At 52.8% G+C, this 25,269-nt stretch carries 25 protein-coding genes; 16 read left to right on the top strand and 9 right to left on the bottom strand.

Translation table 11 applies throughout. From position 1 onward, the window contains the following. Nucleotides 1–117 precede the first annotated feature (117 nt). Entirely contained in the window at nucleotides 118–1,215 is a 1,098-nt protein-coding gene (locus P8N76_20370) for an FAD:protein FMN transferase (GenBank protein MDG2384039.1), read from the top strand. A 28-nt stretch (nucleotides 1,216–1,243) separates the two neighbouring features. Here P8N76_20370 and P8N76_20375 read toward each other — a convergent pair whose 3' ends face one another. Beyond that, entirely contained in the window at nucleotides 1,244–2,791 is a 1,548-nt protein-coding gene (locus P8N76_20375) for a DUF1598 domain-containing protein (GenBank protein MDG2384040.1), read from the bottom strand. Between the two features lie 66 nt (nucleotides 2,792–2,857). Continuing rightward, nucleotides 2,858–3,400 (bottom strand): hypothetical protein, encoded by a 543-nt coding sequence (locus tag P8N76_20380; protein ID MDG2384041.1) that lies wholly within the window; start codon nucleotides 3,398–3,400, stop codon nucleotides 2,858–2,860. 939 nt (nucleotides 3,401–4,339) lie between these two features. On the opposite strand from P8N76_20380, the gene tpiA reads away from it, so the two are divergent. The 7 genes from tpiA (at nucleotide 4,340) to P8N76_20415 (ending at nucleotide 8,728) form a co-directional block, all read left to right on the top strand. Further along, nucleotides 4,340–5,116, top strand: a complete 777-nt coding sequence (gene tpiA / locus P8N76_20385; GenBank protein ID MDG2384042.1) for a triose-phosphate isomerase — start codon at nucleotides 4,340–4,342, stop codon at nucleotides 5,114–5,116. Nucleotides 5,117–5,160: 44 nt separating this feature from the next. Further along, complete coding sequence (gene secG / locus P8N76_20390) at nucleotides 5,161–5,604, top strand: preprotein translocase subunit SecG (protein MDG2384043.1); 444 nt, start codon at nucleotides 5,161–5,163, stop codon at nucleotides 5,602–5,604. Between the two features lie 48 nt (nucleotides 5,605–5,652). Continuing rightward, nucleotides 5,653–6,537: a YicC family protein gene (locus P8N76_20395; GenBank protein MDG2384044.1), complete on the top strand. Its 885-nt coding sequence runs from the start codon at nucleotides 5,653–5,655 to the stop codon at nucleotides 6,535–6,537. 51 nt (nucleotides 6,538–6,588) lie between these two features. Beyond that, entirely contained in the window at nucleotides 6,589–7,155 is a 567-nt protein-coding gene (gene gmk, locus P8N76_20400; protein MDG2384045.1) for a guanylate kinase, read from the top strand. Between the two features lie 51 nt (nucleotides 7,156–7,206). Then, nucleotides 7,207–7,470, top strand: a complete 264-nt coding sequence (locus P8N76_20405) for a DNA-directed RNA polymerase subunit omega (GenBank protein MDG2384046.1) — start codon at nucleotides 7,207–7,209, stop codon at nucleotides 7,468–7,470. Then, nucleotides 7,470–8,009 (top strand): flavoprotein, encoded by a 540-nt coding sequence (locus tag P8N76_20410; GenBank protein ID MDG2384047.1) that lies wholly within the window; start codon nucleotides 7,470–7,472, stop codon nucleotides 8,007–8,009. The genes P8N76_20405 and P8N76_20410 overlap by 1 nt, the downstream gene beginning before the upstream one ends. A gap of 71 nt (nucleotides 8,010–8,080) precedes the next feature. Then, on the top strand, nucleotides 8,081–8,728 hold the full coding sequence (locus tag P8N76_20415; GenBank protein MDG2384048.1) for a phosphopantothenoylcysteine decarboxylase: 648 nt from the start codon (nucleotides 8,081–8,083) through the stop codon (nucleotides 8,726–8,728). A 10-nt stretch (nucleotides 8,729–8,738) separates the two neighbouring features. On the opposite strand, the gene P8N76_20420 is transcribed toward P8N76_20415, so the two are convergent. After that, nucleotides 8,739–9,845, bottom strand: a complete 1,107-nt coding sequence (locus P8N76_20420; protein ID MDG2384049.1) for an HD domain-containing protein — start codon at nucleotides 9,843–9,845, stop codon at nucleotides 8,739–8,741. A gap of 293 nt (nucleotides 9,846–10,138) precedes the next feature. Here P8N76_20420 and P8N76_20425 point away from each other — a divergent pair, with 293 nt between their 5' ends. Further along, nucleotides 10,139–11,242, top strand: a complete 1,104-nt coding sequence (locus P8N76_20425) for a glucose 1-dehydrogenase (GenBank protein ID MDG2384050.1) — start codon at nucleotides 10,139–10,141, stop codon at nucleotides 11,240–11,242. A 76-nt stretch (nucleotides 11,243–11,318) separates the two neighbouring features. Beyond that, on the top strand, nucleotides 11,319–12,980 hold the full coding sequence (locus P8N76_20430; protein ID MDG2384051.1) for a fucose isomerase: 1,662 nt from the start codon (nucleotides 11,319–11,321) through the stop codon (nucleotides 12,978–12,980). Nucleotides 12,981–12,986: 6 nt separating this feature from the next. Here the strand turns inward: P8N76_20430 and P8N76_20435 are convergent, their stop codons facing one another. Further along, nucleotides 12,987–14,216 carry a PQQ-binding-like beta-propeller repeat protein gene (locus tag P8N76_20435; protein ID MDG2384052.1) on the bottom strand — a complete coding sequence of 410 codons (1,230 nt, stop codon included), beginning with the start codon at nucleotides 14,214–14,216 and terminating at the stop codon, nucleotides 12,987–12,989. Nucleotides 14,217–14,449: 233 nt separating this feature from the next. Here P8N76_20435 and P8N76_20440 point away from each other — a divergent pair, with 233 nt between their 5' ends. The 6 genes from P8N76_20440 (at nucleotide 14,450) to polX (ending at nucleotide 21,034) form a co-directional block, all read left to right on the top strand. Next, nucleotides 14,450–15,505, top strand: a complete 1,056-nt coding sequence (locus tag P8N76_20440; GenBank protein MDG2384053.1) for a hypothetical protein — start codon at nucleotides 14,450–14,452, stop codon at nucleotides 15,503–15,505. 14 nt (nucleotides 15,506–15,519) lie between these two features. After that, complete coding sequence (locus P8N76_20445; GenBank protein MDG2384054.1) at nucleotides 15,520–15,909, top strand: hypothetical protein; 390 nt, start codon at nucleotides 15,520–15,522, stop codon at nucleotides 15,907–15,909. A 10-nt stretch (nucleotides 15,910–15,919) separates the two neighbouring features. Next, entirely contained in the window at nucleotides 15,920–16,525 is a 606-nt protein-coding gene (locus P8N76_20450) for a hypothetical protein (GenBank protein MDG2384055.1), read from the top strand. Between the two features lie 380 nt (nucleotides 16,526–16,905). Further along, the gene (locus P8N76_20455; GenBank protein MDG2384056.1) at nucleotides 16,906–18,111 is read left to right on the top strand and encodes a hypothetical protein; all 1,206 of its coding nucleotides are present in this window, start codon (nucleotides 16,906–16,908) and stop codon (nucleotides 18,109–18,111) included. Between the two features lie 179 nt (nucleotides 18,112–18,290). Then, entirely contained in the window at nucleotides 18,291–19,280 is a 990-nt protein-coding gene (locus P8N76_20460; GenBank protein MDG2384057.1) for a 50S ribosome-binding GTPase, read from the top strand. 23 nt (nucleotides 19,281–19,303) lie between these two features. Continuing rightward, on the top strand, nucleotides 19,304–21,034 hold the full coding sequence (polX, locus tag P8N76_20465) for a DNA polymerase/3'-5' exonuclease PolX (protein ID MDG2384058.1): 1,731 nt from the start codon (nucleotides 19,304–19,306) through the stop codon (nucleotides 21,032–21,034). Between the two features lie 13 nt (nucleotides 21,035–21,047). On the opposite strand, the gene P8N76_20470 is transcribed toward polX, so the two are convergent. The 5 genes from P8N76_20470 to P8N76_20490 form a co-directional block, all read right to left on the bottom strand. Then, complete coding sequence (locus P8N76_20470) at nucleotides 21,048–21,329, bottom strand: hypothetical protein (protein MDG2384059.1); 282 nt, start codon at nucleotides 21,327–21,329, stop codon at nucleotides 21,048–21,050. Between the two features lie 221 nt (nucleotides 21,330–21,550). Beyond that, nucleotides 21,551–22,453: a sugar phosphate isomerase/epimerase gene (locus tag P8N76_20475; GenBank protein ID MDG2384060.1), complete on the bottom strand. Its 903-nt coding sequence runs from the start codon at nucleotides 22,451–22,453 to the stop codon at nucleotides 21,551–21,553. Then, entirely contained in the window at nucleotides 22,450–23,406 is a 957-nt protein-coding gene (locus tag P8N76_20480; GenBank protein ID MDG2384061.1) for a hypothetical protein, read from the bottom strand. The genes P8N76_20475 and P8N76_20480 overlap by 4 nt, the downstream gene beginning before the upstream one ends. Further along, nucleotides 23,406–24,071 (bottom strand): hypothetical protein, encoded by a 666-nt coding sequence (locus P8N76_20485; GenBank protein ID MDG2384062.1) that lies wholly within the window; start codon nucleotides 24,069–24,071, stop codon nucleotides 23,406–23,408. Before P8N76_20485 ends, P8N76_20480 begins: the two co-directional genes overlap by 1 nt. Nucleotides 24,072–24,196: 125 nt before the next feature. Continuing rightward, the gene (locus tag P8N76_20490) at nucleotides 24,197–24,757 is read right to left on the bottom strand and encodes a hypothetical protein (protein MDG2384063.1); all 561 of its coding nucleotides are present in this window, start codon (nucleotides 24,755–24,757) and stop codon (nucleotides 24,197–24,199) included. Nucleotides 24,758–25,269: the final 512 nt, after the last annotated feature.

Below are 25,269 nucleotides of genomic sequence, written 5' to 3' on the forward strand. Positions count from 1 at the left end.
ATCGACTTGGCGAATATCAAAGGAGCGTCTAAGACCAGTATAGTCAAGTTTGCGCTTTTCTCGGCTATAATTGCGTTAATCGTAAGAGCCTCCAGTATCATCACACGATCGAATTCAATGAATCGAAAACCGGATCATTCCACGAGGCGGCAGTTTCTCACTGGACAATCAGCCGTTGATGCCATTGGCAACCTCGGACAATCCGTCCAGCAGAAGCTTCCAACACCCGCTGGGAGCGATTCGTTAGAAGGGCGCACCTATCTCGTCCAAATCGGTCGCCGAGCGATGGCGTGTGAATTTGACGTCTACTTGAACGCCGGGGAGCATGAAGCCGCCACCGAATATGCGATCGAAGCATTGGATTTGATTGAAGAGATCGAAGATCAGTTGAGCGTTTATCGACATCGAAGTGAAGTCAGTCGGCTCAATCTGGTGGCCGCGACTCGACCAGTTTCCGTCGATCGACGGCTTTACCAGCTTCTGAAAAGTGCGATTCAGCTCCACAAAGAGACCAAGGGCGCCTTTGACATTACTTCCGGCCCGCTAATCAAAGTCTGGGGGTTTTATCGTCGTGAAGGAAAACTACCCACATCGGATGCTCTCGAAACCGCCCGCGCATCTGTCGGGAGCGACTACTTGAAATTGAGCGATGACTTCACAGTGGCATTTCGCCGGGCCGGCGTCGAAATCAACCTCGGTGGAATCGGAAAGGGCTTCGCGTTAGACCAATGTCAATCTCTCTTGCGTGAACGAGCCGTGGAAGATTTCATGATTCATGGAGGCAACAGCAGCATTCTGGCTTCCGGCGACCGTGCGGGTTCGGCAGGAAGTGGCTGGACAGTAGGGATCCGCCACCCTTTACGACCCGAGCGTCGCATCGCCGAAATTCGCCTGCGTGACAAATCGCTCGGCACGTCGGGAACCGGAACACAGCATTTCTATCATCAAGGACGCAAGTACGGCCACATTATCGATCCCCGCTCGGGGCAACCTGCCGAAGGTGTCTTGTCGACGACTGTTGTCGCCCCACGTGCTGCCATCGCAGACGCATTGTCAACTGCTTTCTACGTAATGGGAGTTGACGAAATCCGTCAGTACTGTGAGTCCCATCCAGAGATAGGAGCTTTGATCATCTGCGCGGGAAAACAAAGCGGCGTGGTCGACATCAGTGAGTTCGGCATGGATGACACAGCGTGGAGCCAGTTGGAAAACTAACTCCGCCGTCCGCAGCAAACGACAACTCTTAGTCCCACCACCAAGACGCGTGTTTTTTTTTCGAATCATTGCGAGGCTGAGACATCTTACGGATGCGAATGCCTCCCGACTTAAAACCCCGTGCATACAAGTCAGCAGGTCGAAAGCTTACTCCACCACTGACCGCTGCGATCACATACTTGCGATTGATCACACGATGGTTGACAACCGACAGGACTTCGCGCGGTGCGCGACCATGCGGGACGCGATATTTTTCTTCTGTCAACCAGAATCGCATCGGCCAGTTGACTCGCGACGGAATATCCTCGTGCTTAAGTACGGCAGCGACAATCGCCAAGCGGAATAGATTGTCCAATTCCGCGTAGACAGGATAGAGCTTCGCAAGCTCGGCAAAATGATCCGTAAAGCTCTGGGCGAATTCACGATTCAATCGCTCAGACTGCCCCGTATGAACCCGCAGACCTTGGCGCGACAACAATTCATTCTCACTCAAAACTCGGACCACCTGAGGTGCGAAACGGACCCCCGTCTTGTCATCATTCCAAACGGCCAGCCTCTCTCGCAAGGCGAACCACCAACGCAGAACGTCCAAGTCAGGCGGTGCCTCGCCTGGAGCCACTTCAATCCGATCCAGATAGCTGACCACCTCGGGGGAACCGGGCTCCAAACCAATTCCAATTCGTTTCATGTGGTAGTCAGCTTCGATCAGCACCCTCGCAACTCGTGTGTCTGAAGAAATCCCATTGATTTCGATTTGCTGGTGTCCCAATGCGTCTCGTAATCCGATTAACCATTGCTTGCGCTGGCCCGGCTTGAGAGGTTGTTGACTTGACCGGGCCAAAAAGTTTTGAGTTTTCAGCAATCGGTCTTGAGTGGGTGTGATTGAGCAAACAAATAAGCCATCGCTCAAAAAAGCGTTTCGAAACAAAACGACCAGGTCGTCGAGTCGCAACACAGGACGAAGTGTGAGCTGATCAACCACTCTCCCCTCGCCGTTGATAAACCAAGGTCCAGCAGGACCGGCAATAATCACATCCGAGTTATTTTGATCAATCACCAGGTAATCAACCCGATTCAGCCCGGCAAGAAAACGCATTTCCGGCGTCGCAGGCAAACCCTCGGCAACGCGTAACGCCAGTTGCCGTTCCAAACGATTCAAAGAAACTTTTCGTAGGTGGCTAGAACGACCAATCTCTTGTCGAAATTTAACTCGTTCGGCAATCGCATTTGCCGACTTCCAGACAGGCGATAGATCGTTCGCAACCCGCTCCTCGAGTCTGTGCATGACACCTGAAGTGTCAACGAATACGCCTCCTGGAAATCCCTGTAGAGATCCTTCCCCACCGACGTCAGCCCAAGTCGTCGGCGCAATGGTTGCCTGGATCAATTCGATCAAGGTATCGAAGTCTGCCTGGGCAGCGCCCCCCGCTCCCCCAGAAGCCACGTCAACCCGTTCGGTAACGCTTGGATCCTCTGCTTGGCAACGACCAGCGGTAACGATCAGCGTAAGTAAAATCACGCCTGACATGAAGATGGTTGACCAGGTGACAAATCGCCGCTGAACGACACGTGCCATTTCGACCTCCCCGTTCTCGTGGACAAACCCCACCGATCGGAGCTTGACAGAAAAGAGAAGGCCGAGTCAAGCAGCAAGTTGACACAAAAAAAACCCTTGGCAGATGATGCCAAGGGTTTTTGCTTCATTAAACGCATCAGGACGCGTCACTGCGCGTCCATTCGTCGTTTTAGTTGCAACCGCAGGACGGCTCGCAACCGCAAGCGGGCTCACATCCGCATGCAGGTTCGCAGCACGACGAGTGGCGTCGCACCTTGTTGAGCAAGTGCGAAAGCAAACCACCACCGCAACGTTTGTGACCACATCCGCTGTCACATCCGCAGGAAGGCTCACAACCACAAGCGGGCTCGCACGATGCTTCGCAACCACAAGCGGGCTCGCAGGACGTTTCGCAACCGCAAGCAGGCTCACAACCGCAGGCAGGTTCGCAGCATGACGTGTGACGTCGTGCCTTGTTGAGCAAATGCGAAAGCAAACCACCACCGCAACGATTGCGACCACATCCACTGTCACATCCGCAGGAAGGCTCACAGCCACAAGCGGGCTCGCAAGATGCTTCACAACCACAGGCGGGCTCACAAGATGCTTCACAACCGCAAGCCGGTTCACAACCACATCCTAAACGCGAGAAAAGTCCAGCCTCGACGCTGCTACTGCTGATAATCAACAGGGCGATCGCCATAACGGCCGGAGCAACATGACTAAATTTCATGGGAGGGCTCCTTTTGTCATTCCCAAGTACGAAAACACACCTAGCGACTATCTGCTTCGCCGTGGCTCGGGTCCCGCGATGAAGATCGGCGGCAACACGCGTTAAACACATGGCGATCAGCTGAGTTACATTACTCAGGTCTTGCGTTCGTATCGGCTTACCTGTCACGCAAGACTTAACCAGTCAACGCATACTTCGTGTTTTCCGTAAATGCAAGGACTGCCTATAACGGCAAATTGACTTGGAGCAAAAATATCGATTATGCCGGGCAGACGGAGTTTTTGGATCACACGAAGAAAGCGGCCTCTTATCCCGCTACAGCTGGTGAAATCTGCATAACAGACGAGTCATTGGAATGAAGAATCGATACAACCGCCCAAGCCCGTTCCAATCCGCTCACAAACCCATCGGAGCTTGAACTCGGATGACAAACGGCACTCGGCTTTTTCCGACTCGTCGATCTCACTCACAGGATCGCCATTGAGGCTGGCTCTAAAAAGGATGACGAGTCGTCGGAGGTCGTTGTAGAGTGAGGCCGTTGCGAATCTTCCGGCGTTGGTCATTTTCACCCCATCTGCTGCTCTCAACGAAACGACACGGCAAAGGCAATCTGGGCGAGCAAGAAACCGGTAAACCAATGTAAGACAACATGTTACAAACCAACACACCCCCCCCCAACCCTGGCAAAAAGAGCGGACATCAATCGATTCATCTGTCTGCAGCTCGAAGTATCAGTCTCCCTCGACGCATCCCCCCTTTGTCTGCTACACTCCGGGATTGCTTTGAGCCCCTTGTCCTGGGGCTTCCTGACCTCGTGGCAAATCAAACCTGATTGAATGGAGCCCAACGTGAGACGCCCCTTTGTCGCTGGCAATTGGAAGATGAACATGACGCGTCAGAGCTCCATCGACTTGGCGAAGGCCTTGGCGTCGGAATGTTCAGCCGACATCGACGTCGCCGTCTGTCCGCCGAGCGTTTATTTAGACGCCGTTGGCCAAGTCATCAATGGCTCAAAAATTGAGCTGGGAGCTCAAGACGTCTACCACGAAGCCTCGGGGGCCTACACGGGCGAGATTAGCACCGACATGATTCTCGACGTCGGCTGCAAGTACGTCATCCTCGGACATAGCGAACGACGAAACATCCTGGGTGAATCAAACGCAGAGGTCAATGAAAAACTGACAGCAGCACTCGCCTCTGGTTTGATTCCAATCGTCTGTGTTGGTGAACTTCTCGAGCAACGAGAGGCAAATCAAACCCTGAATGTGATCAAAGAACAATTCGATGGTTCGTTCGCAGGTATCCGTTCCGAGCAAATGAAGAAGTGCGTCATTGCCTACGAACCTGTTTGGGCGATCGGGACAGGCAAAGTCGCAACGCCTGAACAGGCAGAAGAAGTTCACGCCGACATTCGTCGAATTCTTACCGAACAATTTGATGCCGCAATTGCTGACGCTGTGCGAATTCAATACGGCGGAAGCGTCAAACCTGACAACGCCGGAGAATTAATGGGACAACCCAACATTGATGGTGCGTTAGTCGGTGGCGCCTCACTCAAGGCCGACAGCTTCTTGGCAATCGTTGGCGCATCACAACAAACACAAACCGCGTGAGCAATCACGTACCAGATACGATTTAACGTAAGGGAGTTTGATCGATGCTTGAGACCATGGTCTTCGCAAGTTTTTTGCAATACGCATTTGGCATCCTGCTAACCCTCACGGCCATCTTTCTGATCCTGCTTGTATTGGTGCAACGTGGTCGGGGTGGCGGCTTGGCTGGTGCCTTTGGCGGCATGGGCGGGCAAAGTGCCTTCGGCACCAAAGCTGGCGATATGTTTACCAAAGTGACGATCGGAGCTTCAATTTTCTGGATTGTGCTTTGCATCGCCTCCATCAAGTTCCTTGGATCCAAAGATGCTGGAGCCTTTGACGACGGGACAATGCCAACCCAACAAAGTGCACCCGATCGATCGAAACCTATCGATGACGGCAGGTCGGGCAGCAACACGCCACCCGCTGATTCCACCGCGCCCGCTGATTCGGCCGCACCCGCTGATTCCAAGGCGACGACTCCGACTCCGCCGGCCGAATCCAACTAGATTTCCCATGGCTTGCCGACTTGCCAGACACTGCAGAGGATTTTCGACGTGTTGTTAAGTATGACTGGGTTTGGCGAGTCTCAGCTTGAAGTCGATGGCTTGCGAATTCGAGCCGAGCTTCGTTCTGTCAATAGTCGCCATCTCAAGCTTTCTTGCCGACTCCCCGATGGATACGCAGGTCTTGAACCTCGGATTGACTCCTTGATCCGAAGTGAGATTCGCCGTGGAACGATTCAATTGTCGTTGCAGATCGATCTGGCAGCAAAAGCCGATGACTACGAAATCAATCGGGCGGTACTGGTGTCTTACCATGAGCAGCTAAACCACATCGCGGGTGAGTTAGAACTCCCTTTGGACTTGCAACTTGAACGGCTTGTTCTCTTGCCGGGAGTGATCCAGGAAAAACGAGAGTCTTCCGAGAATCTCGACGAGCTCTGGTCGACCATCGCGCAGGCTATTTCACAGGCCATGAAACAGCTTAATCAGATGCGGGGGGAGGAAGGCCATGCGATGGAACAGGATTTACGTGAAAACTGCCGCATCGTCGGCAACGAATTAAAGAGCATTCGAGCCCGAGCTCCCGAAGTCGTAAAGGCTTATCAGGCCCGATTGACGGAGCGAATCAGCGGATTATTAGAAGATCATAACGTTCAGGCTGAGCCTGCCGACGTAGTGCGCGAGGTGGGAGTATTTTCCGACCGCGTCGACATTTCAGAGGAAACGGTCCGGCTGGAAAGTCATCTGCAACAGTTCGACAAGATCATGACAGACAGCGAATCTTCCGGTCGCAAACTAGATTTTGTGATTCAAGAAATGTTCCGAGAAACGAATACGATTGGCTCCAAAGCCAACGATGCCACGATCGCCCGACATGTCGTGGAGATTAAAACAAGCATCGAACGTCTTCGGGAGATGATTCAAAACGTTGAATAGTCGGTCGCTGATCAGCGTCACGTCGTCGCAAACGAATCGTGAGTTTCAAGCATGGCTACGGGAAAGGTGGTAATTGTCTCCGGCCCCTCAGGGGCTGGAAAGACGACCGTCGTGAAACGGCTCATTCAGAGCTGCGCCGTACCCCTGGAATTGAGTGTTTCAGCCACCACCCGACCAGCTCGCCCCGACGAGCAAGATGGTATCGATTACCAATTCATGTCAGACGAAGAGTTTCAGCGACGCAAATCTGCCGGGGAATTCCTGGAGTGTTTTGAGGTATTCGGCAGTGGATCCTGGTACGGTACGCTCCGAAGTGAAGTAACTACTAGCCTTGATGCGGGCAAATGGGTACTCTTAGAAATTGACGTTCAGGGTATGCAATCCGTTCAAGCCCAATTCCCGGGTGCTATCTCAATCTTCATTCGACCCTCCAGCCTTGCAGAACTCGAACAGCGCCTACGCGGTCGAGCGACCGAATCGGAAAAGACAATTCAACGTCGGCTCGAAGTCGCGGCGCGCGAGTGGTCCTACAAAACTCAATATGCTTACGACATCGTAAATGAATCGGTTGAAGATACAGTCACCAAGATCAGTCAAGCGTTAAGTTCGCACACCTAATCTAAATTCAAACGCATTTATTGCGTCCTGCCATCCCAAAGAGAGGTATCCATGCTCGAAGAACTGAAAGAGGAAGGTATCGTCAACAAAGTTGGGGGTCGGTTCAAGCTTTCAACGTTGATTCAAAAACGGTTAGTTGCACTCAGCGCAGGCAGCCGCCCTCTGGTCGAGGTCGACACTCAAAACAAAATGGAAATCGTGCTTCAGGAAATCATTCAAGACAAGATTTTCTTGGATGCCTCCAACGAAATCCGCATCACGGGTGAGCCGGAAGAAGGGGCTGGTTTACCCGACCTTGACCCGACGAATCTGTAATGAACGGTCGGCGACTACTGGTTGGCGTCACGGGTGGAATTGCCGCTTACAAAACGGCTGGGCTAGTTAGTCAACTGGTCCAGGCGGGTGGTGATGTTTCGGTCGTAATGACTCGAAGTTCGCTCGAATTCATCGGCCAAGCCACATTTGCCGCCTTAACCGGTCGCCCCGTCGCGACGCAACTCTTCGACCCTCAGTTCCCCTTAGGGGCCCACATTGAGCTGGCTCGAGAAAATGAACTGTTGTGCATCGCCCCGACCAGTGCGCATTGCCTGGCACGTCTCGCCCAAGGGCAAAGCGATGATCTTCTTTCGACGCTTTACCTCTGCTTTGCCGGACCTGTTGTGTTGGCCCCGGCGATGAATCATCAAATGTGGCAAAGTCCGGCCGTGCAACGCAATGTCCAAACACTACGTCAGGATGGTGTTCACTTCATCGACCCTGAGGAAGGCTGGCTTAGTTGCCGTCAATCGGGGGCGGGTCGCATGGCAGACCCGAACGAAATCGCCAAGCGTATCACCCAATTGCTCAGCCAATAAGGTTCGATTATCGACGGAAGTCCCCCCCTTCTCGGCTCCTATCAACTATCAACCGGACCAGCTCCCCAATCATGGCGCGTATCCTTATCACCTCTGGCCCAACGCGACAATATCTCGACCCAGTTCGTTATTTGACCAATGCCTCCAGTGGACGAATGGGAAAAGCTCTCGCCAATGCGGCGGCCCTCGCGGGACACGAAGTCATCGTCATCAGCGGGCCGGTTGAGGTCGAATACGACAAAGGCATGGAAGTCGTTCCGATTGTTTCCACCGAAGAAATGCTCGATGCGGCCAAGCATCTTTTCGAATCCTGCGATGGTGCAATCGGTGTGGCCGCCCCGTGTGACTATCGCCCCACCAAGGTCGAAGCACAAAAGATCTCAAAAACGGGGGAACCCTTGACGTTGCAATTGATCGAGACACCCGATGTGGTAGCAACTCTAGGAGCTCGCAAGCGATCAGACCAATGGGTCGTTGGATTCGCACTCGAGACGGATGACCACCGCTTCCGTGCAATTCGCAAGCTCGAAGAAAAGAGTTGCGACCTGATTGTGTTAAATTCGCCGGAGGCGATGAACTCCCCCGAAACACGTGTGGAAATCCTGAATCCCGCCGGTAATGTTGTCCGGGCAATCGCCGGGGCCAAGTCAGCTGTCGCAGCTGAAATCGTCACCATCATCGACCAGCAACTTGTCAAACAGGTAAATCTCTCCAATTAACTGCTACGGATTAGCCGCCACACATCCGCGAGAGCTCACGCAGATATTCAAGCGCCGCATCCAACTCAGAGGCAGGGACTCCCACCTGGCGACCGTCCCGATCGCACTGAGACAAAAGCATCAACTCCTCGAAGCTCTCGGACTCCCTCAACCGCCGTTGCGCTCTAGCACCCAACGTGCCGTCACGAATCGCGTTAGCATCCATGTGGTGCGCAATCAGCCATGCCGTACGTTCGGTGATAAAACCTTCCAACGATTCGAGTCCCGCCTCCACATGTTGCTCGCTGTCCACAGCCTTCCCCACATCATGCAACAATGCGGCCAGCAAAAACTCTTCGTCGTAGGGGAGTTCGTCACAAGCCAAATCAAACACTTGCAAGCTGTGATAAAGCGCGTCCCCTTCGGGGTGATACTTTCGACTTTGCTTCACATTTTCGAGCGGCAGCAACAACGACTCGTAGAGCTGAAAACGATCCACTTGCTCGCTCGCCTCCGATAGCGCCCGTTGCAAATCGAGTTCGGGATACTCCGTGGCCAAAAACGTTTTGAATTCTGCCACGCTGGCCCGCTCGATTCCCTTACCAGTAATAGAACTCTTGAACACATAATGAGCCCGATTGGCGGGATAGACCGTCAGTTCAACGGGATATTTGTCCTGCAGGTGGATGTGAGTAAAAAGGCGTGTTTGCCCCTGCTTTCGCACTGTTTTCCGTTCAATCTCGAGGACCCAACCCTCATCCTGCAAACAGAGGGCAACCGCCTCGGCACTATCGGAAAACACGTGGAGGTCGATATCAGAACCGTGGCGGATGTGACCGGTGAGAACGCTACCGATTAAACGAGGGCGAAAGCGTGCGATAACCAACATGATTCGCAAGGCTTCGATTCGCATCTCGCGAAGACAATGGGTCCGTTGGTCCCCCTCAAAAACCCTAGCAAACAATTGAACCTGATCGCGGATTTCGGCATTGCTAGGCAAATCAGCCGGTTTTACCCAGCCTCGACAAACCTGCCGAGCCGCTTTCATCTTGGCACGATAATACTCCGACTCCTGGCGATCGTAGAGCAGGCGAGCGGCTTCCCAAGCAATTTGCCTTCGCAATTTCGAATGTTGCATGAAGAGCCGCGTTTAAGCCGGTGTGCGGCGCGAGGCGAAAGGGGATTTGACTCGAATCGGGCGTCCAGGAGTGCATTTCAGCAATCGATTGGACTCATTATACAAGCCTCGGAATCGGCCTCTCAAGTGCCAATTTCCATGCGACAGCCGCTTGCGGGCCGAACAAATTCAACTTGAGCTCCCTGCCACTCGAAATTCCGCGGTCAGATCGCTACCATATGAGGTTCCCCACGACGGCAAAACATCCGCCGGTCCACTCCCCTGTGATTTCAATCTCGATTGAAGGTTAGAAAATGAAAGCAGTTGCCGTTACCCCAGGCAAGCCAAATAGCGTTCACCTCGAAGAGATTGACGTTCCCCATGTCGATCAGTACCCGGATGGAAAAGGCGTTCTGGTCAAAACACTCAAAGTGGGTGTGGATGCGACGGATCGAGAAATCAACGATGCCCTTTACGGAAATTCGCCTCAGGACGACGAATTTCTGATCATCGGTCACGAATGTTTTGGCATCGTGGAGGCAGTGGGGCCAAACGTCACCTCTGTCAAGCCAGGCGATTACGTCACGGCAACCGTGCGACGGCCTGGTGGATCGATCTATGATCAGATCGGCACCTACGACATGACGAGTGAAGAAATCTACTACGAACGCGGCATCAATCTCCTTCATGGTTATCTGACGGAATACTTTGTTGACGGGGAAGATTACATCGTTCGCGTCCCTGGCGGGCTCAAGCACCTCCACGTCTTAATGGAGCCAATGAGCTGTGCCGCCAAGGCGATTCAACAAGCTTTTGAAGTTCAGCGCCGCATGAAAGTCTGGCGTCCCAAAATTGCCTATGTGATGGGGGCCGGCCAGATCGGCCTGCTCGCGACCTTGATTCTGCGTCTGAAGGGGCTCGAGGTTTATACACTCGCCCGTCGCCCCGCACCTCGTCTAAACGCTGAAATCGTGGAGGGGTACGGTGCCACTTACGTGAGTACCAAAGATCAATCAATCGCTCAACTGGCCAGCGAAGTAGGCAAAGCAGACCTGATTGTCGAGGCAACTGGGAGCAGTTGGATTGCCTTTGAAAGCATGAAGGTTTTGGGGCACAACGGAGTTCTTGTTTGGCACAGTGTGACCGGCGGAGACAAGCAGGTCCAAGTACCAGCGGATCAACTCAACATCGAATTTGTCCTCGGAAACAAGCTTCTACTTGGTTCGGTGAATGCGAATCGCGAACACTTCGAAGCCGGGATTCGCGATTTAGCTCTGGGCGAAGCGATGTATCCCGGAGTCACAGAAAAAATCCTGACAACACCCGTTGATGGTTTAGATAACTACAAAGACTTGATGCGATTGCTTGTAGAAGACAAAGACGCGTTGAAAGTCTACGTGAATGTCGCCACCGCATGATCAGCGAGCACCCCTATGAGGCGGCGTTTTTCATGTCACTGCAGGTTCGCTTGTTGAGAGAGGAACGAAAATCGCGATGACCTTAAAGACCCCCCAACGCAAACGACCAACTCGAGCTGGTAAAAAGGATGTGCTGCTCATCGCCAGCGGTGACCTGCGCCTTTCGGCAAATCAAGTTTGCTGGCCAGCGCAAAAAGAAATGGAAAAAGCGTTATTTGAGGCAGTGAAGGATCATGGCTACCGGGTGGTCCGAGCTCACTCCTACCAGAACGCCCAAAAACACGGATTCATTGCATCTCAACGCGAGGGCATGGACGTGTTTGCAGGAATCGATCCGCAGGCGCCACTGATTGTTGCCGAAGCGGTCTGGCAATACTCACATCACGTTCTTCCCGGACTTTGTACGCATGAAGGACCGATTCTCACGCTAGCGAATTGGTCGGGAACTTGGCCCGGCTTGGTCGGCATGTTGAACCTGAATGGCTCATTAACCAAAGCGGGTGTCAAATACTCCACCCTGTGGGCCGAGGATTTCCAGGCCTCCCACTTCCGACAAAAACTTAATCGCTGGCTCGAGACGGGGAAAATCAGCCATCCAACTTCGCATGCCAAGCGTCTGTCGCGCATCAAGATACCCGCCAAACTACAGCGACTTGGGTCCGCTCTCGCCTCGCAATTGAAAACCGACAAGGCAATTATGGGCGTCTTCGATGAAGGTTGTATGGGCATGTTCAATGCGATCATCCCCGACCACCTTTTGAATCCAACGGGCGTCTTCAAAGAACGCTTGAGTCAATCGGCTCTGTTCTACGAAACGAATCAAGTCAGCAACCAGGAAGCGGACGAGGTACGAAGCTGGATGGAGAAACGCGGCATGACGTTTCACACTGGCCGCAAACACGCAACCGACCTGACGGACAAACAGATCCGCACACAATGCAAAATGTACGTTGCTGCCCTGCGAATCGCCGACGACTTCGGCTGCGACACAATCGGCATTCAATACCAGCAGGGACTGAAGGATCTGCTACCTGCTAGTGATTTGGCGGAAGGCACATTAAATAACACGAAGCGTCCACCGGTGAAAGCACGAGACGGCTCAAAGATTTTATACGCGGGAGAGCCCCTTCCTCACTTCAACGAAGTTGACGAATGTGCTGGCCTGGATGGATTGATGACACATCGCGTGCATCGTTCCCTGGGACAACCTCCCGAAAATACCCTTCATGACCTGCGCTGGGGCGATCGCGACGCTTCTGGCACAACCGATGAGTATGTCTGGGTATTCTTAATCAGTGGATCCGCGCCGCCGGAACACTTCCCAGGAGGATGGAAAGGTGCCTCAAGCGAGCGACAACCGGCAATGTATTTCCCCAACGGCGGCGGCACCCTGAAGGGCATCTCAAAACCAGGGGAAATTGTCTGGTCACGGATCTTTGTCGAATCCGGCAAACTAAAAATGGATCTTGGACGGGCCAAAGCGATCGAGTTACCCGAGAAAGAAACTCAGCGACGTTGGGCAGCCACCACGTCGCAATGGCCGATACTGCATGCCGTGACTTACGGCGTCAGTCGCGATCAAATGATGGCACGGCACAAGAGTAATCATATCCAAGTGGCTTATGCTCATGACGCCAAGCAGGCGGATCAGGCGATGCTCGTCAAAGCTGCCATGGCGGCTGAGTTGGGCCTGGAGGTTGCCATCTGCGGTACGCGAGCGGACGGCAAAGCTTGGTAGCGTGGTTCACGGTCGCATGTCCAAGCAAATCAGCTCCCCCTTGTCGCCTTGATTATCACGCACCAGCAGTCTGCCGTGACTCAAAGCGGGCAAGGCTCGGGTACTATGCGGGGAGACGCGATGACGACTGATCTCGCTATACTGCGACGGGCTTGCCTTGGCAATGATCAACTCACCTTCGTTCGTCATTGCCAACAGTCGCTCACCAACCAAAATCAGATTCGCAACACCGAAATCCGGCTGCGACCAGATCACACGTCCAGTCCCAATCTCAATACATCGCAAATCGGCCGACCCCAAATCCTCGCGTCCATGAATTCCATATAAAAAATCAGCTTTAGCAACCGGCGTATTGTATTGGCTTGACATGGAACGATCGTTTTCCCAGATCGATCGTTCCGGTGACCGCAAATTCAACAAGGCGGCACCCACTTGGTAACTCGATGTCAGGAACAGTCGATCTTTAATCACGATCGGCGTGGCCGCATTTACCGTTGGACCGCGACGTCCAAACGGAAATCGGAAAGCGAGTTTACCGTTCTGCGGGTTGATGGCCACCGCATTGTAGCGAGTCACGAACACGACGGATGGGTTTCCACGAACGGAAGCCACGGTAGGTGACGAATAACTCGCCCCCTCATCAGTCGCATGCCACAGCGTTTTCCCATTGCTCAACGACAACGCGACAAGACCCGCCGACGGTCGGCCCCCAACGTTAAACAACACTCGATCATCGACAGCAATCGGGCTGCTACCCGCACCGAAATAACCTTCCTGAGCGCCGTAATCGCCGTACAAGTCGCGAGTCCACAATTTGGCTCCCGTCTTGCGATCGACAGCATGGGCCACACCGGCAGCCCCAAACAAGATAACCCGATCCTGGTGAACCAGAGGAACGCATCGCGGTCCCGCATCCGGATTGATACCACCTCGATAGGTGGCCTCAAAATCAACCTTCCAAAGACGTTTGCCTGTTTCCAGATCCAGTGCATCCAAACGCTCCACATCGTCGACTCGATGGAACAAATAGACGACAGAATCGACAACCGCAGGCCCCGCGTACCCCTGCCCCACTGGGAAACGCCAACTTTGCCTCGGCTCGCTCACGATTGGCTCATCGGCGGCGACACCGTTTCGATGGAGTCCGTGAATCTGCGGCCAATCGGCCCCTCTGGCTGGCGACAGCCCCAATTGGCCTCCTAGGCTAGTCAGCAGAAGGACTAGTATTGATACCATTTCACCGCTAGATCTCTGCTTTACTTTGGCAATCGTCAAATGTTTCCCCTTTCTTCTCGCAGACGGGCATTGCGTTAATCCCCGCCTACTGGGGTACAATGCCGATCTGGATGAGCAGTTCTGGTACAGCTTCATTGTAGCCGGATCGAACTGATGAATTCGACCCTGCAAACTGAAACGGAACCGCCGAAGACTTGTTATTTCGCGAAAAGGCCCCTCAAAGATCAAGACCTTTGAAACCAGCTAAACTCGCTCGCCGTTTTCGGCTCTGGGAAAAAAAACGAGGCGACCGTCGCACGGGCTCCAAGTTATGGGGAACAGCGGGCGAGGCGTTTTTTTTTGCTGCGCTTTTTCTTTTCGGATCCATCTCACTCGCAACTCTCGTGACTGGTGAGCCAATTCCGATCGAAGACGGCTCTTCCTGGGGCGGTTGGGACTGGCTGATCATGATGGTTTTGGCCTCAATGGTCCTGGTCGGAGCGGGTGGCACCATTTACACGATTCTAATGGTCGGCACGACGGCAGAACGTCGTCGTGCATTAGCAAAACGAGCGACCGACATTGATCTTCTTGCCGAAACCCTACCCTCCCCCAAAGAATTCCCGAATGTGCCTCGGGACGTTAACCTCCGGAACAGTCCCGGCATCAAGCTCTCGTACCGACTCCCGATTACATCCTCTCCTGGATGGCAATTGCTGGTAATCGGTCTCTTCAGCTTGCTCTGGAACGGGATGGTCTCGGTATTGGTTGTTCTGGCGTTCCGCAAACACCTAACTCTCGGGGGTGAACCCGACTGGTACTTGGATGCACTTATCCTGCCATTCGCCGGAATCGGGATCATTTCGCTCTATTCCCTGTTTCGTCACCTGCTCGTTGCAACAGCCATTGGTCCTACCAGCCTGGAAATTTCCGACCACCCAATTAATCCGGGTGGATCCTATCGGGTTTATCTCACCCAGGCCGGTCGGCTTTCGGTAAAATCGTTCTCCTTGATTTTGGCCTGTTACGAAGAAGCAACTTACCGACAAGGCACGGATACGCGAACTGAACGACGATTAATTCATGAACATCAAGTGTTCAGCCACGGCAGTTTTGAGATTATGCCCAGCATACCGTATGAGCACGATTGCGAATTAACGTTTCCGAAACGGATCATGCACTCGTTTCAGTCAGAACACAACGCGGTTCAATGGCGACTCGTTGTTCGTGGCACGGTCGAAAAGTGGCCAAAGTATGAACGCGTATTTCCGTTGGTTGTATCTCCATCACCGTCGATCTTGGAAATCTGAGGACAACCGGTCCCATGATGGAGCCATTAATCAGCATCCAGATTCAGGACGATCGACCGTTTCTCAATCCGGGCGACACAATTGCCTGCGATTACCAAATCGATGCGGTCGAAGCGAGCGATATCCAAGCCGTCGAAGCTTCTGTGCTGTGGTATACCGAGGGCAAAGGCGACGAGGACATGGGCGTGCATTACTTTGAGCGCCGCGTTCCTACAGAAACCGAAGAAGATCTGCGGAAATGGCGCCGATTTCAAACGATTTTGCCCAACAGCCCACTCTCGTTCGACGGTGAATTAATCCAAATCCGCTGGTGTGTTCGCGTGAGAGCCTTTCTAAAACTTGGAAAACAGAGTTCCTTCGAACTGCCATTTCAACTGGGTGATGTCGAAAGCCCAAACGGCTGAATCCCAGATCATGCTAAGAACTCCGCGCAATCCGTTCCGCACCCGAAGAATTCGTCCCGAGGCAATGAACTACCTCTTCGATGATGCCTACTCCTGCTCGACGGTAGTGAAGGCACTTCAGCAAAACCATTGGCGTGGCCAAATCATCGGCCCGCACGGTTCGGGAAAAACAACTCTCCTACAGGCACTCCTCCCAGCCTGTCAGCAACGAGATCGTCAGGTTGCACAATTCAGCCTGCATGATCGCGAGCGGCGGCTCCCTTTTCAGTGGAAAGACGCAACAGCTTGGTCCGCAAAAACATTGATCGTCATCGATGGTTACGAACAGCTGAACTGGGTCGCCCGAAGTCGACTCCGAATTCTCACGCAGCAGAAAAAGTGTGGATTACTCGTCACCACGCACCGTGAAGTCAGCTTGCCTGTCATATTCCGCACAAGCACTTCAATCGAACTCACACAGAAAATTGTCCGTCAACTGGTCTCTCATGATTCGCAGATTAGTCCAGCAGACGTCACTTGCGCTTACCAGCAATGTCAGGGCAACGTCCGGGAAACTCTCTTCGCTCTCTACGACCTTTACCAAGATCGACATCGGCAAACGCGTCGCCTTGGATAACGCATTAAGCCCAAATCGAAACCAAATGTCAGCCAGCAATGCAGTCACTCAAATTCACTGGGTAACTCTCGCCGTTTTCGTAGTCCGGTCATCTGGTTAAAGCGAACTAACCGGCGTAATTGATCCCGTTTTAATGACTGCTATCAGCGACATGCTGCTCGCATCAAACTGCTCAATTCAATAGCGTTTTTCTTTACTGAATGATCTTCGTGTCCTAGGATTCATCGAGCGGTGTAACACATGAGGTATCCCCGGGGGGGGAAGCTGCTGAACACGGCAGCCTTCTTGTGATGCTCTTCACAACCGAGATCCAGCCATGGCTGCTGAATTCGACTGTGAACCTTTGTAGAAAACAGGAATAGGTTTCGGAGCATACTCAAATGGACCGTGAATCCATTAAAAGATGGGTAGTCATCTCTGCACTAACGGCGACCAGCCTGATGATTCCGGGCGAGGCAAAAGCTTGCTTCCTTGACTGGTTTCGGCGCCGTGAACCCACCACTTCGTATTACCCACCGGCAACAGCCGCACCGGCTGGCGCGTCCTGCGGAGCGGCCTACTGCGAACAGACCGTCCTACGTTACGTTCCACAAGTGGCTTATCGCACGGTCTGGCAACCGGTTCCGGTCACAACTTACCGCAGAACGGTCAGTTACAACCCCTCAAGCGGCCTGCCAATGACTTGCACACAACCGTGCACGTCCTACACCTACCAGGCTCGACGTGTACCCTATACGTCGTTTCGGCCGGTCTACACGCAAGTCCCGGTTACAAACGGCACTTCCGGATGCAATTCCTGCCAAACAACGGTCGCTCCGCCAGCAACGGCGACGCCTTATTACCAGTCTCCAGCTGCATCACAACCGGCATTTACGCCTTCGACAGGCGGTCTTCCAACCACCTCGGATCTGCCTGGCGCGTCTCCCTGGGAGCCAGTACAACCAGCCGTTCCCAGCCCTGCCGCAACCAATGGTGGCTACCCTGCTCCGCCACCGACAACGACCGATCCGGCAGACGATCGGCCGCGGATTGATCCACAAGCTGCTGACTTCAGCTCAATCCAACGCGTTCCTTCCACGGTAGCAAACAACCGTTTCTCGATTACTCCGAGCAACATCACACCACTGCAGTCAGAGTCTTCGTCGATTTCGGCAGCCGATCCGTTCAACCGAAGAATACCGAATTCCGCTCCATCCACGAGTCCAGCTCCACCGACAAGTTCCGCTCAGTCAACCTGGACCAGCGAGCCCACGGAGCCAAATGTCACGAGATCGCCACCAACGACCACCGATCTCGACATCCGCCCAATCCCGAAAATCAACATCCAACCTTCCGAGGCGCGTGAGCCGGTACCTCCAGTGCTCAACCAACCTCGCTCAAACACGGCCCTAATTCGTCCCATTCCGACAGAATGGGCTTCGAATCGAATTCAGTGGTCAGAACAACAAGTGAGCCACAATGTGTCGCCAGCGGTCAATGATGACTGGAAATCGACAACACCTCGGCGGCTCGATCGTCATCGGCTTCAAACTCCCGAGCAATCTCCGCAATGGGACACTTCAGGCTGGCGATCTGCCCACCGATAAGAAAAATTGGCGACGCTGAGACGCCACCAAGTAGGCCGCGACTGACCCACAGTCCACCGCGAACTCCTCACCGGGGTTCGCGGTTTTTTTTATGCTAGAAAGGTCCTGGCAGGCTTCCAGTCGGTCCATGATAATCACGGTTGATTCGCAATCGATGCCAGCCGGTTGATGTCACTCCCATGCCCGCAAATCTAACACAGAAGTACCACAAAGCGGAACAAGATTATCGTCGTGCTTGCTCGCCAGACGATGAGTTCCGCTGTCTCCAAGTGATGCTTCGCGAACTTCCAAAGCACAAGGGCACCGACAAATTACAAGCTGATTTGAAACAAAGAATCAGCAAGGCCAAACTCGATGCGGAAGCTGCCAAGAGCAGCAAAAAAGGTTACGGAGTCCGTATCCCTCGACAAGGCGCGGGACGTGTGATCCTGCTCGGCAGCCCAAATTCAGGAAAGAGTCAATTACTCTGCTCCTTGACGCGTGCGACTCCAGAAGTGGCCACCTACCCATTCACAACGCGCGACCCGATCCCGGGAATGATGCCTTGGGACGACATTCAAATTCAGCTCATCGATACTCCGCCAATTACAACGGATTTCCTTGAACCCTATCTACAAGGGCTCATTCGAGGTTCCGATCTGGCCTTGCTCGTGGTTGACCTTGCCAGTGATGACGGAATCGAGCAATGCCAGGAAGTTTGGGACCGTTTAGACGGGACAAAAACTCGATTGGCAAGTCGCTCTTATCTGGATGTCGAAGACATTGGACAATCTTTCACGCAATGCTTTCTCGTTGGCAACAAGATCGACGCGGACGGGGCCCCTGCACGGTTGAACTTCCTGTCCGAACTATTGGAGCTTGGCCTGAAAACCTTCCCCGTGTCCGCCCAAACCCAGGTTGGTCTTCACGAACTCAAGCAGTCAATCTACCGCACTTTAGATATCGTTCGCGTCTATACAAAACATCCAACGAAGCGGGAACCGGACTTTGACAATCCCTACACGATTCAGCGTGGGGGAACTCTCGCGGACGTGGCAGCCATGATCCACCACGACTTTGCAACTCGATTAAAATTTGCGAGAGTGTGGGGCTCGGCAGTCCATCATGGTACGACCGTCAAAGGCGACTATGTCCTGCACGACAAAGACATCATTGAACTCCACATCTGACGCATAAATTGATATGGAAAACCATGAACAACGTTAAAATCGCAAATACTTTCGACCAAATTGCCGACTTACTCGAGTTTAAATCGGCGAACCCTTTTCGGGTACGCGCCTACCGACGAGGTGCTCGAACTATTGGCGATCTTTCGGAGCCCATCTCCACGATCCTGAACGACAGCGAACGCAAATTGACCGACATTGACGGTATCGGAAAGGATCTGGCCGCCAAATGCGAAACGTTTGTCGAGACCGGCAAGATACCTTTGCTCGATGAGTTACTCGAGGACATCCCACGAACCGTTCTGGATTTACTTCGCGTTCCGGGCTTGGGTCCCAAAAAAGCGGCGGCCGTTTACCAGGAATTGAATGTCACAACTCTCGACGATCTCAAATCAGCCTGCGAGTCAGAACAAGTCCGCAACCTCAAGGGATTTGGAGCCAAAACTGAGCAGGCGATTCTCAGTGGTTTGGCGATCGCCAACGCGGCAAACCAACGAATCCTTTGGTCCGAAGCGGATACGATCGCGAACGCATTGCTGAATCATATGCACGTGAATTCGAAGATCGAAGAAATGTCGCTGGCCGGCAGTTATCGTCGCGGAAAAGAAACCGTCGGTGACCTCGATCTTCTCGTTGTGGCTCAAGATTCCCAACACATCATGGACCGATTCGCCGAATTTCCAGAGATCAATACCGTCAGCGTGCGTGGTGAAACAAAAATGTCCGTGCGTCTGGATTCCGGTTTTCAGATTGATTTACGAGTCGTTCCCCGCACTTCATTCGGAGCAGCGATCCAATACTTCACCGGCTCCAAGGAACATAACGTTGCCCTCAGAGGTCTCGCCAAAAAGAAAGGACTCAAAATAAACGAATACGGTGTCTACGAAGTCAAGACTAACAAATACGTGGCAGGGGAAACTGAAGCAGAAGTTTACGGCGCCTTAGACCTCATTTGGATTCCCCCTGAACTGCGGGAAGCGAGAATTGAATTTGAAAGCGACCAGGAAGCATTACCTGAATTGATCGAACTTTCCGATATTCGCGGCGACTTACACATGCATACCAATGCAACCGACGGAAAAGCGACGCTTTCAGAAATGGTCACAGCAGCCAAAGCACAAGGACTCAAGTACATCGCGATCACCGATCATTCTCAGCGAGTTTCCATGGCAAATGGACTCGACCCACAGCGACTCCTTGAGCAGTGGGTTGCAATCGACGCGATGAACCAAAAGGAGGGAAAGGCATTTACGATTTTAAAAGGAATCGAATGTGACATTCTTGAACGAGGCGGCATGGATCTTCCGGATGAGGTGCTCAGTCAAGCAGATTGGGTACTTGCCAGCATCCACTACGGCCAAAAGCAGTCTCGACAGCAGATCACGGATCGACTGATTGGCGCTATCCAAAATCCGTATGTCTCCGCAATCGCTCACCCAACGGGGAGGCTTCTCAACCGTCGCGAGGCCTACGATGTCGATCTAGATGCGGTGATGACGGCTACCAAAGAACACGGAAAGTTGCTGGAACTGAACGCCAATCCCAGACGACTCGATTTGAACGAAATCCATTGTGCTCACGCAAAACGTCTTGGTATTCCAATCGTCATCAACACCGATGCACATAGTGTCGAAGGGCTCAGCGTCATGCGATATGGACTCAAACAAGCTCGCCGCGGTGGCCTGACGAAGCATGACGTGGCGAACACGCTCACATGGTTGCAACTCAAAAAATTGATCGGCAAGAGCAATCAATGAGTAAGAAAGTCCGCTAGTTCTGCAGATGGCTCTCGTCATACAGAAATCGCCTCTGCATGTTCAGAGTGGGTCGCGGGGGGCCAGGATTTTCGCTGCGACTCTGACGACTCACTCGCCCGATCAAATAGCCCATCGCCATCAGCCCAAGAAAGGGCCAGAGCAAAACAAAGGTGAAGGCTGCCAGGATGGTCATCGATCGGCTTGGCCGATAACCAGAGACAGGTGGAAAAAGAGCAAAGAGAAATCCGGTTACCAGCGACCCAACCAATGCGTAAACGATTGCCACTAACAACATGAGGCCCACCCTAAAACATTTAACCTGACTCGTCTTGTATCAATTTGTGTCAATCAAAAGCCCACACTGCGAACCCAAGACTATACAGAAAATAATCCGGAATGCCAGTACCGTCTGTCGCCACCGTTCCAGTCGGTAAAATGGGTAGTCATCTATCCGGTCACGTCCCCTGTTGACACCGAACGAGCAGAGTCTCGATGCCTTCGAAAGGGAACCGAATATCAAGAAAAAGCGGCTCGCAGATCGCGTAGCGCGTTTCGGCACTCTAACCGCGGATTACCCGACTCTTCGTATTCGAGCGCCACGTAGCCACGATAGTTTGCGACTTTGAGAAGTTGGGCAAGACGAGCGTAGTTTACAGGATGCTTTACCTGATCGGGTCCGGCCATCACCACTTTAACTTGCACGTTAATCGCGTAAGGAGCGACACGTGCGAGATCGCCATAGATGTCAGCAGAATGAAAATTACCCGTGTCAAGGTTTACACCGAACCAGGGGCTATCCACATCCTTCACAAACCCAAGTAAGCCACTCGCGGTGGCGGTGGGTCCACCATGATTTTCGAGTGCCAAATGGACGCCGTACTGGCCAGCATACTGGCAGCATTCACGGATTCCATCAACGATCAACTCATGCGTTCTGGTTGAGGAATGCCCCTCATGCGCGTGACCTGCAAAAATGCGAATCACGGGAGCCCCTAGAATCTCGGCATAATTAACCCACCGTTTCACGTGGGCGATTTCGCGATCACGCTCTGGCCCAGGAGCTCGTCCAAAGTCATTCCGGACCGCTGTCCCCGACACCCCCAAGCCAAGTCGAAAACAATGGCGTTTCAACCGTCGGAGATAATCGTCTGTTATTTCCAAAGGGAAATAGTAAGAGGTGAGCTCCGTACCCTGCAGGCCGAAGCTGGCACAATCATCAACAAAGTCGAATAGACTGAACTTTGGTGAGGCCCTTTTCAGCAATTTTCGATAGCTATAGGCCGCTAAGCTGAATTTAAAATACGGCTCAGTCCGATTCAGCGGCTCAATTGCCATTGCCGCCGATCGCAAAGAGTTCACACAAAAACTGGCCGCCGAAGCCGCCAGAAATTCACGCCGCCGAAGCTGGATTTTTTTCAATTTGCCAGTTCCGAACCGATTACCTGGGATTCTGAACGCCCCAGCACCGAACGCCAAAAGTCACTCGGCACAAAGGACAAATTCGCCACGATCATTACGGCCGAATGAGCAAGGTTCCCCGTCACGAGAGCAAGTGAGATCCAAATCAAAATGGAAACCACAATCGCCAACGGCCGCAACCATTCGTTCCAAACGCAAACGACGAAAAAGAATGTACCAATTAGGACTGTGTGTGTCCAAAGATTTATAAGAATTGGGTATTCTCGCAAGAAGGTAAAATCAACGAGTCGACTATCGGGCTGCGCGGAAATCCACCAAATCGCATCACCATTCCACCAGGTTTCGCTTCCCAGGGCAGTCAGAGCCATCGCCAAATAGACAATGATCAAATGAACCTGGATTAAGCGGCGAGCCAACGTCGCCCACCAAGTCCAAGTCAACTGGAGGGTAGCCCGCTTGCCCGAGCGAGCATCGACCGAAAGATAGGCACCCACGGGAGCAAAACACAAATAGAAGACGAGCATCGTCAGAACCGGCTCAGCTGGCCCGGCCAGAATCAGCGCCCGGTGCGCGTAGGAGAGCATTACAACCAACGCTCCTATTGCGGTAAATCGAGTCCACAGCCCAATCATAAACGCGAACAGCACACAACTACCTAGCCATTGAGCGATCCAAAGCACGGTGGGATGATTATCGAAACGCAAATAAGAGTAGTTATAACCTGTTGTATCGGCCAACAATCCACTGGCCACTGCATCGTTGAGCCAACCATCAGCTGCGAACCAAGTCGTCAAATCGGCAGTGAACGAGACCTGCCAAATCAACGCCATTGCGCCAACAAGAACTCGCAAGACACACAGATCAAATACATCACTTGGCTCAAACCAAAAACGATTCCAACCACCACTCACATAACCGCTCAAGCCGCCAAAATATGACTTTGCACTGTTCATTATGAACCGGCATCCAACGGAGCCGCCTCCCCTGCATCCACCTTTTTATGAACCATCACCTGCCCAGAATCGGCCACCCAGACATCGGCCTCGTAAATGGTTTCGTAGGCGTTTGGGCCGCCCTCGTCAGCGATCGTGACTCCGCCCAATTCGATGGGCATCCGACGAGTGATTGTCACGACCATCCGATCGCGATCTTCCCGGAGTAAGTTTCGGCCAACGGCCTGGCAAACTTGCGCTAAATACGGATCGTTTTCACTTTGCACGTTCATTGCCAAACGGCGAGTCAGCATTTTCCAACGATGATGCCTGAGACCACCTCGCCAACCGGACCAATCACTACCGGGTTCGGGATAACGCACCTTGCTTTTGGAATCCTTGAATTGAATTTCCACAAAGTGGTCATCTTCGAACTCCATCGCATGAGTCAAGTGGAAGCCCGAAATGACCTGCGGATCCAAGTAAAAGAAGCGGCTGTAAGGACCAAAAACACGAGCCATCCGAATCTGGAGTTCGGATGCATATTGATTGCCCATCACCACCGTTAGAACACAGATGAAATGCACAATGATCAGAAGCGAAACGATGCCGCGTGTCTGATGAGACAAAACTTTCGGCGGCGATGGTGCGCTGCGCGCATCAACCCTCTCAGATGATTCGGACATCTGTTACCCCCCCCTAGATCTCATTCCCCCACGAAAAAAGATCGGACTTCCGGGAAGCCCGATCTTTCAAGATTAGCATGTTTTTTTAACCAAGGCTCTCAAAGTGAGAGTTTTGGCCAAATTGCCTATTTGCGGTAGACGACCGAGCGATAGACAACTTTGCTGTCCGACTTCTTCGAAGCGGAACCTTCAGCGGGTGCATCAGGTACTGATGGAGCTTCTTTAGCAGGTGCTGCTTCGTGATGATGTGCATCGTCACCGTGGCAACCGTGATCGGCAGCCGTACCGCAGCATTTGGTCTCAACAACGCCGCAGCAGTCGTTGTTTCCATGGCAACGGCCATGACATCGACGTGCCTTCAGGCGAGCGAACAGTCCACCGTGGCAACGACGTGAATGGCAACCGCCACAATCTTTGGAACTGTGACAGTCATCAGAGCTGTGACAGCTCGAACCGCTGCAGTTCGAACCACTGCAGCTCGAGTGACAACCTCGCAGGTGACGGAACAAACCGCCATGGCAACGATTGCGGTGCTTGAACCAACCACCACAGCCACCATTGCAGCCCGAGTCGGCGTGACATCCACCACAATCACTACCAGCCGTTGCTTCTGTACCATTCCCCAAAACAGCAATACTTAGGATGGCAAAAAACAATGCCAATCCGAAACCTAGTGTGCGATTCATCGCAAATTCCCTCCAGTAAGTAACAAACATTAACCAATTGGCTCGCCGTCGATACCTTACTCCACCCGACTCGACGGCGGATCGCCGGAGGAGAAGTTACTTATGTCCCCAAGAGATAGTTGGGGCCCCCGCCACGACACTGCTGGCAGAGTTTACCGATCACGGAAAATATAGAACCTAAAAAAGATAGCGGGCTAAATTAACATTCTTCTTTTCCATGTCAACCGGCCGGAAGTCAATTTACACAGATTAAAAGGACAGGGCCTAGTAGGCTGACTTTAACGACAACACCGATTTAATTTAGCGTGTTGTGGACGGCTGTCTATGGGGCACTCGCCCTAACCGCCTGAATAAAAGAGAGCGCAATAAACCCATGTCATTTATGGGGTTTTGATCGCCCTGGAATCGCTCGTTCCATAAGTTGCGAAACAATTAGGACCAAGCGGGCCTGGAATCAGAAATCTAACGAGTTGCCCTGCAAAGTGAGTCCCCCTTCAAAACTGCGAGGCCCC

This window comes from Pirellulaceae bacterium (genome assembly GCA_029243025.1).
Lineage (GTDB): Bacteria > Planctomycetota > Planctomycetia > Pirellulales > Pirellulaceae.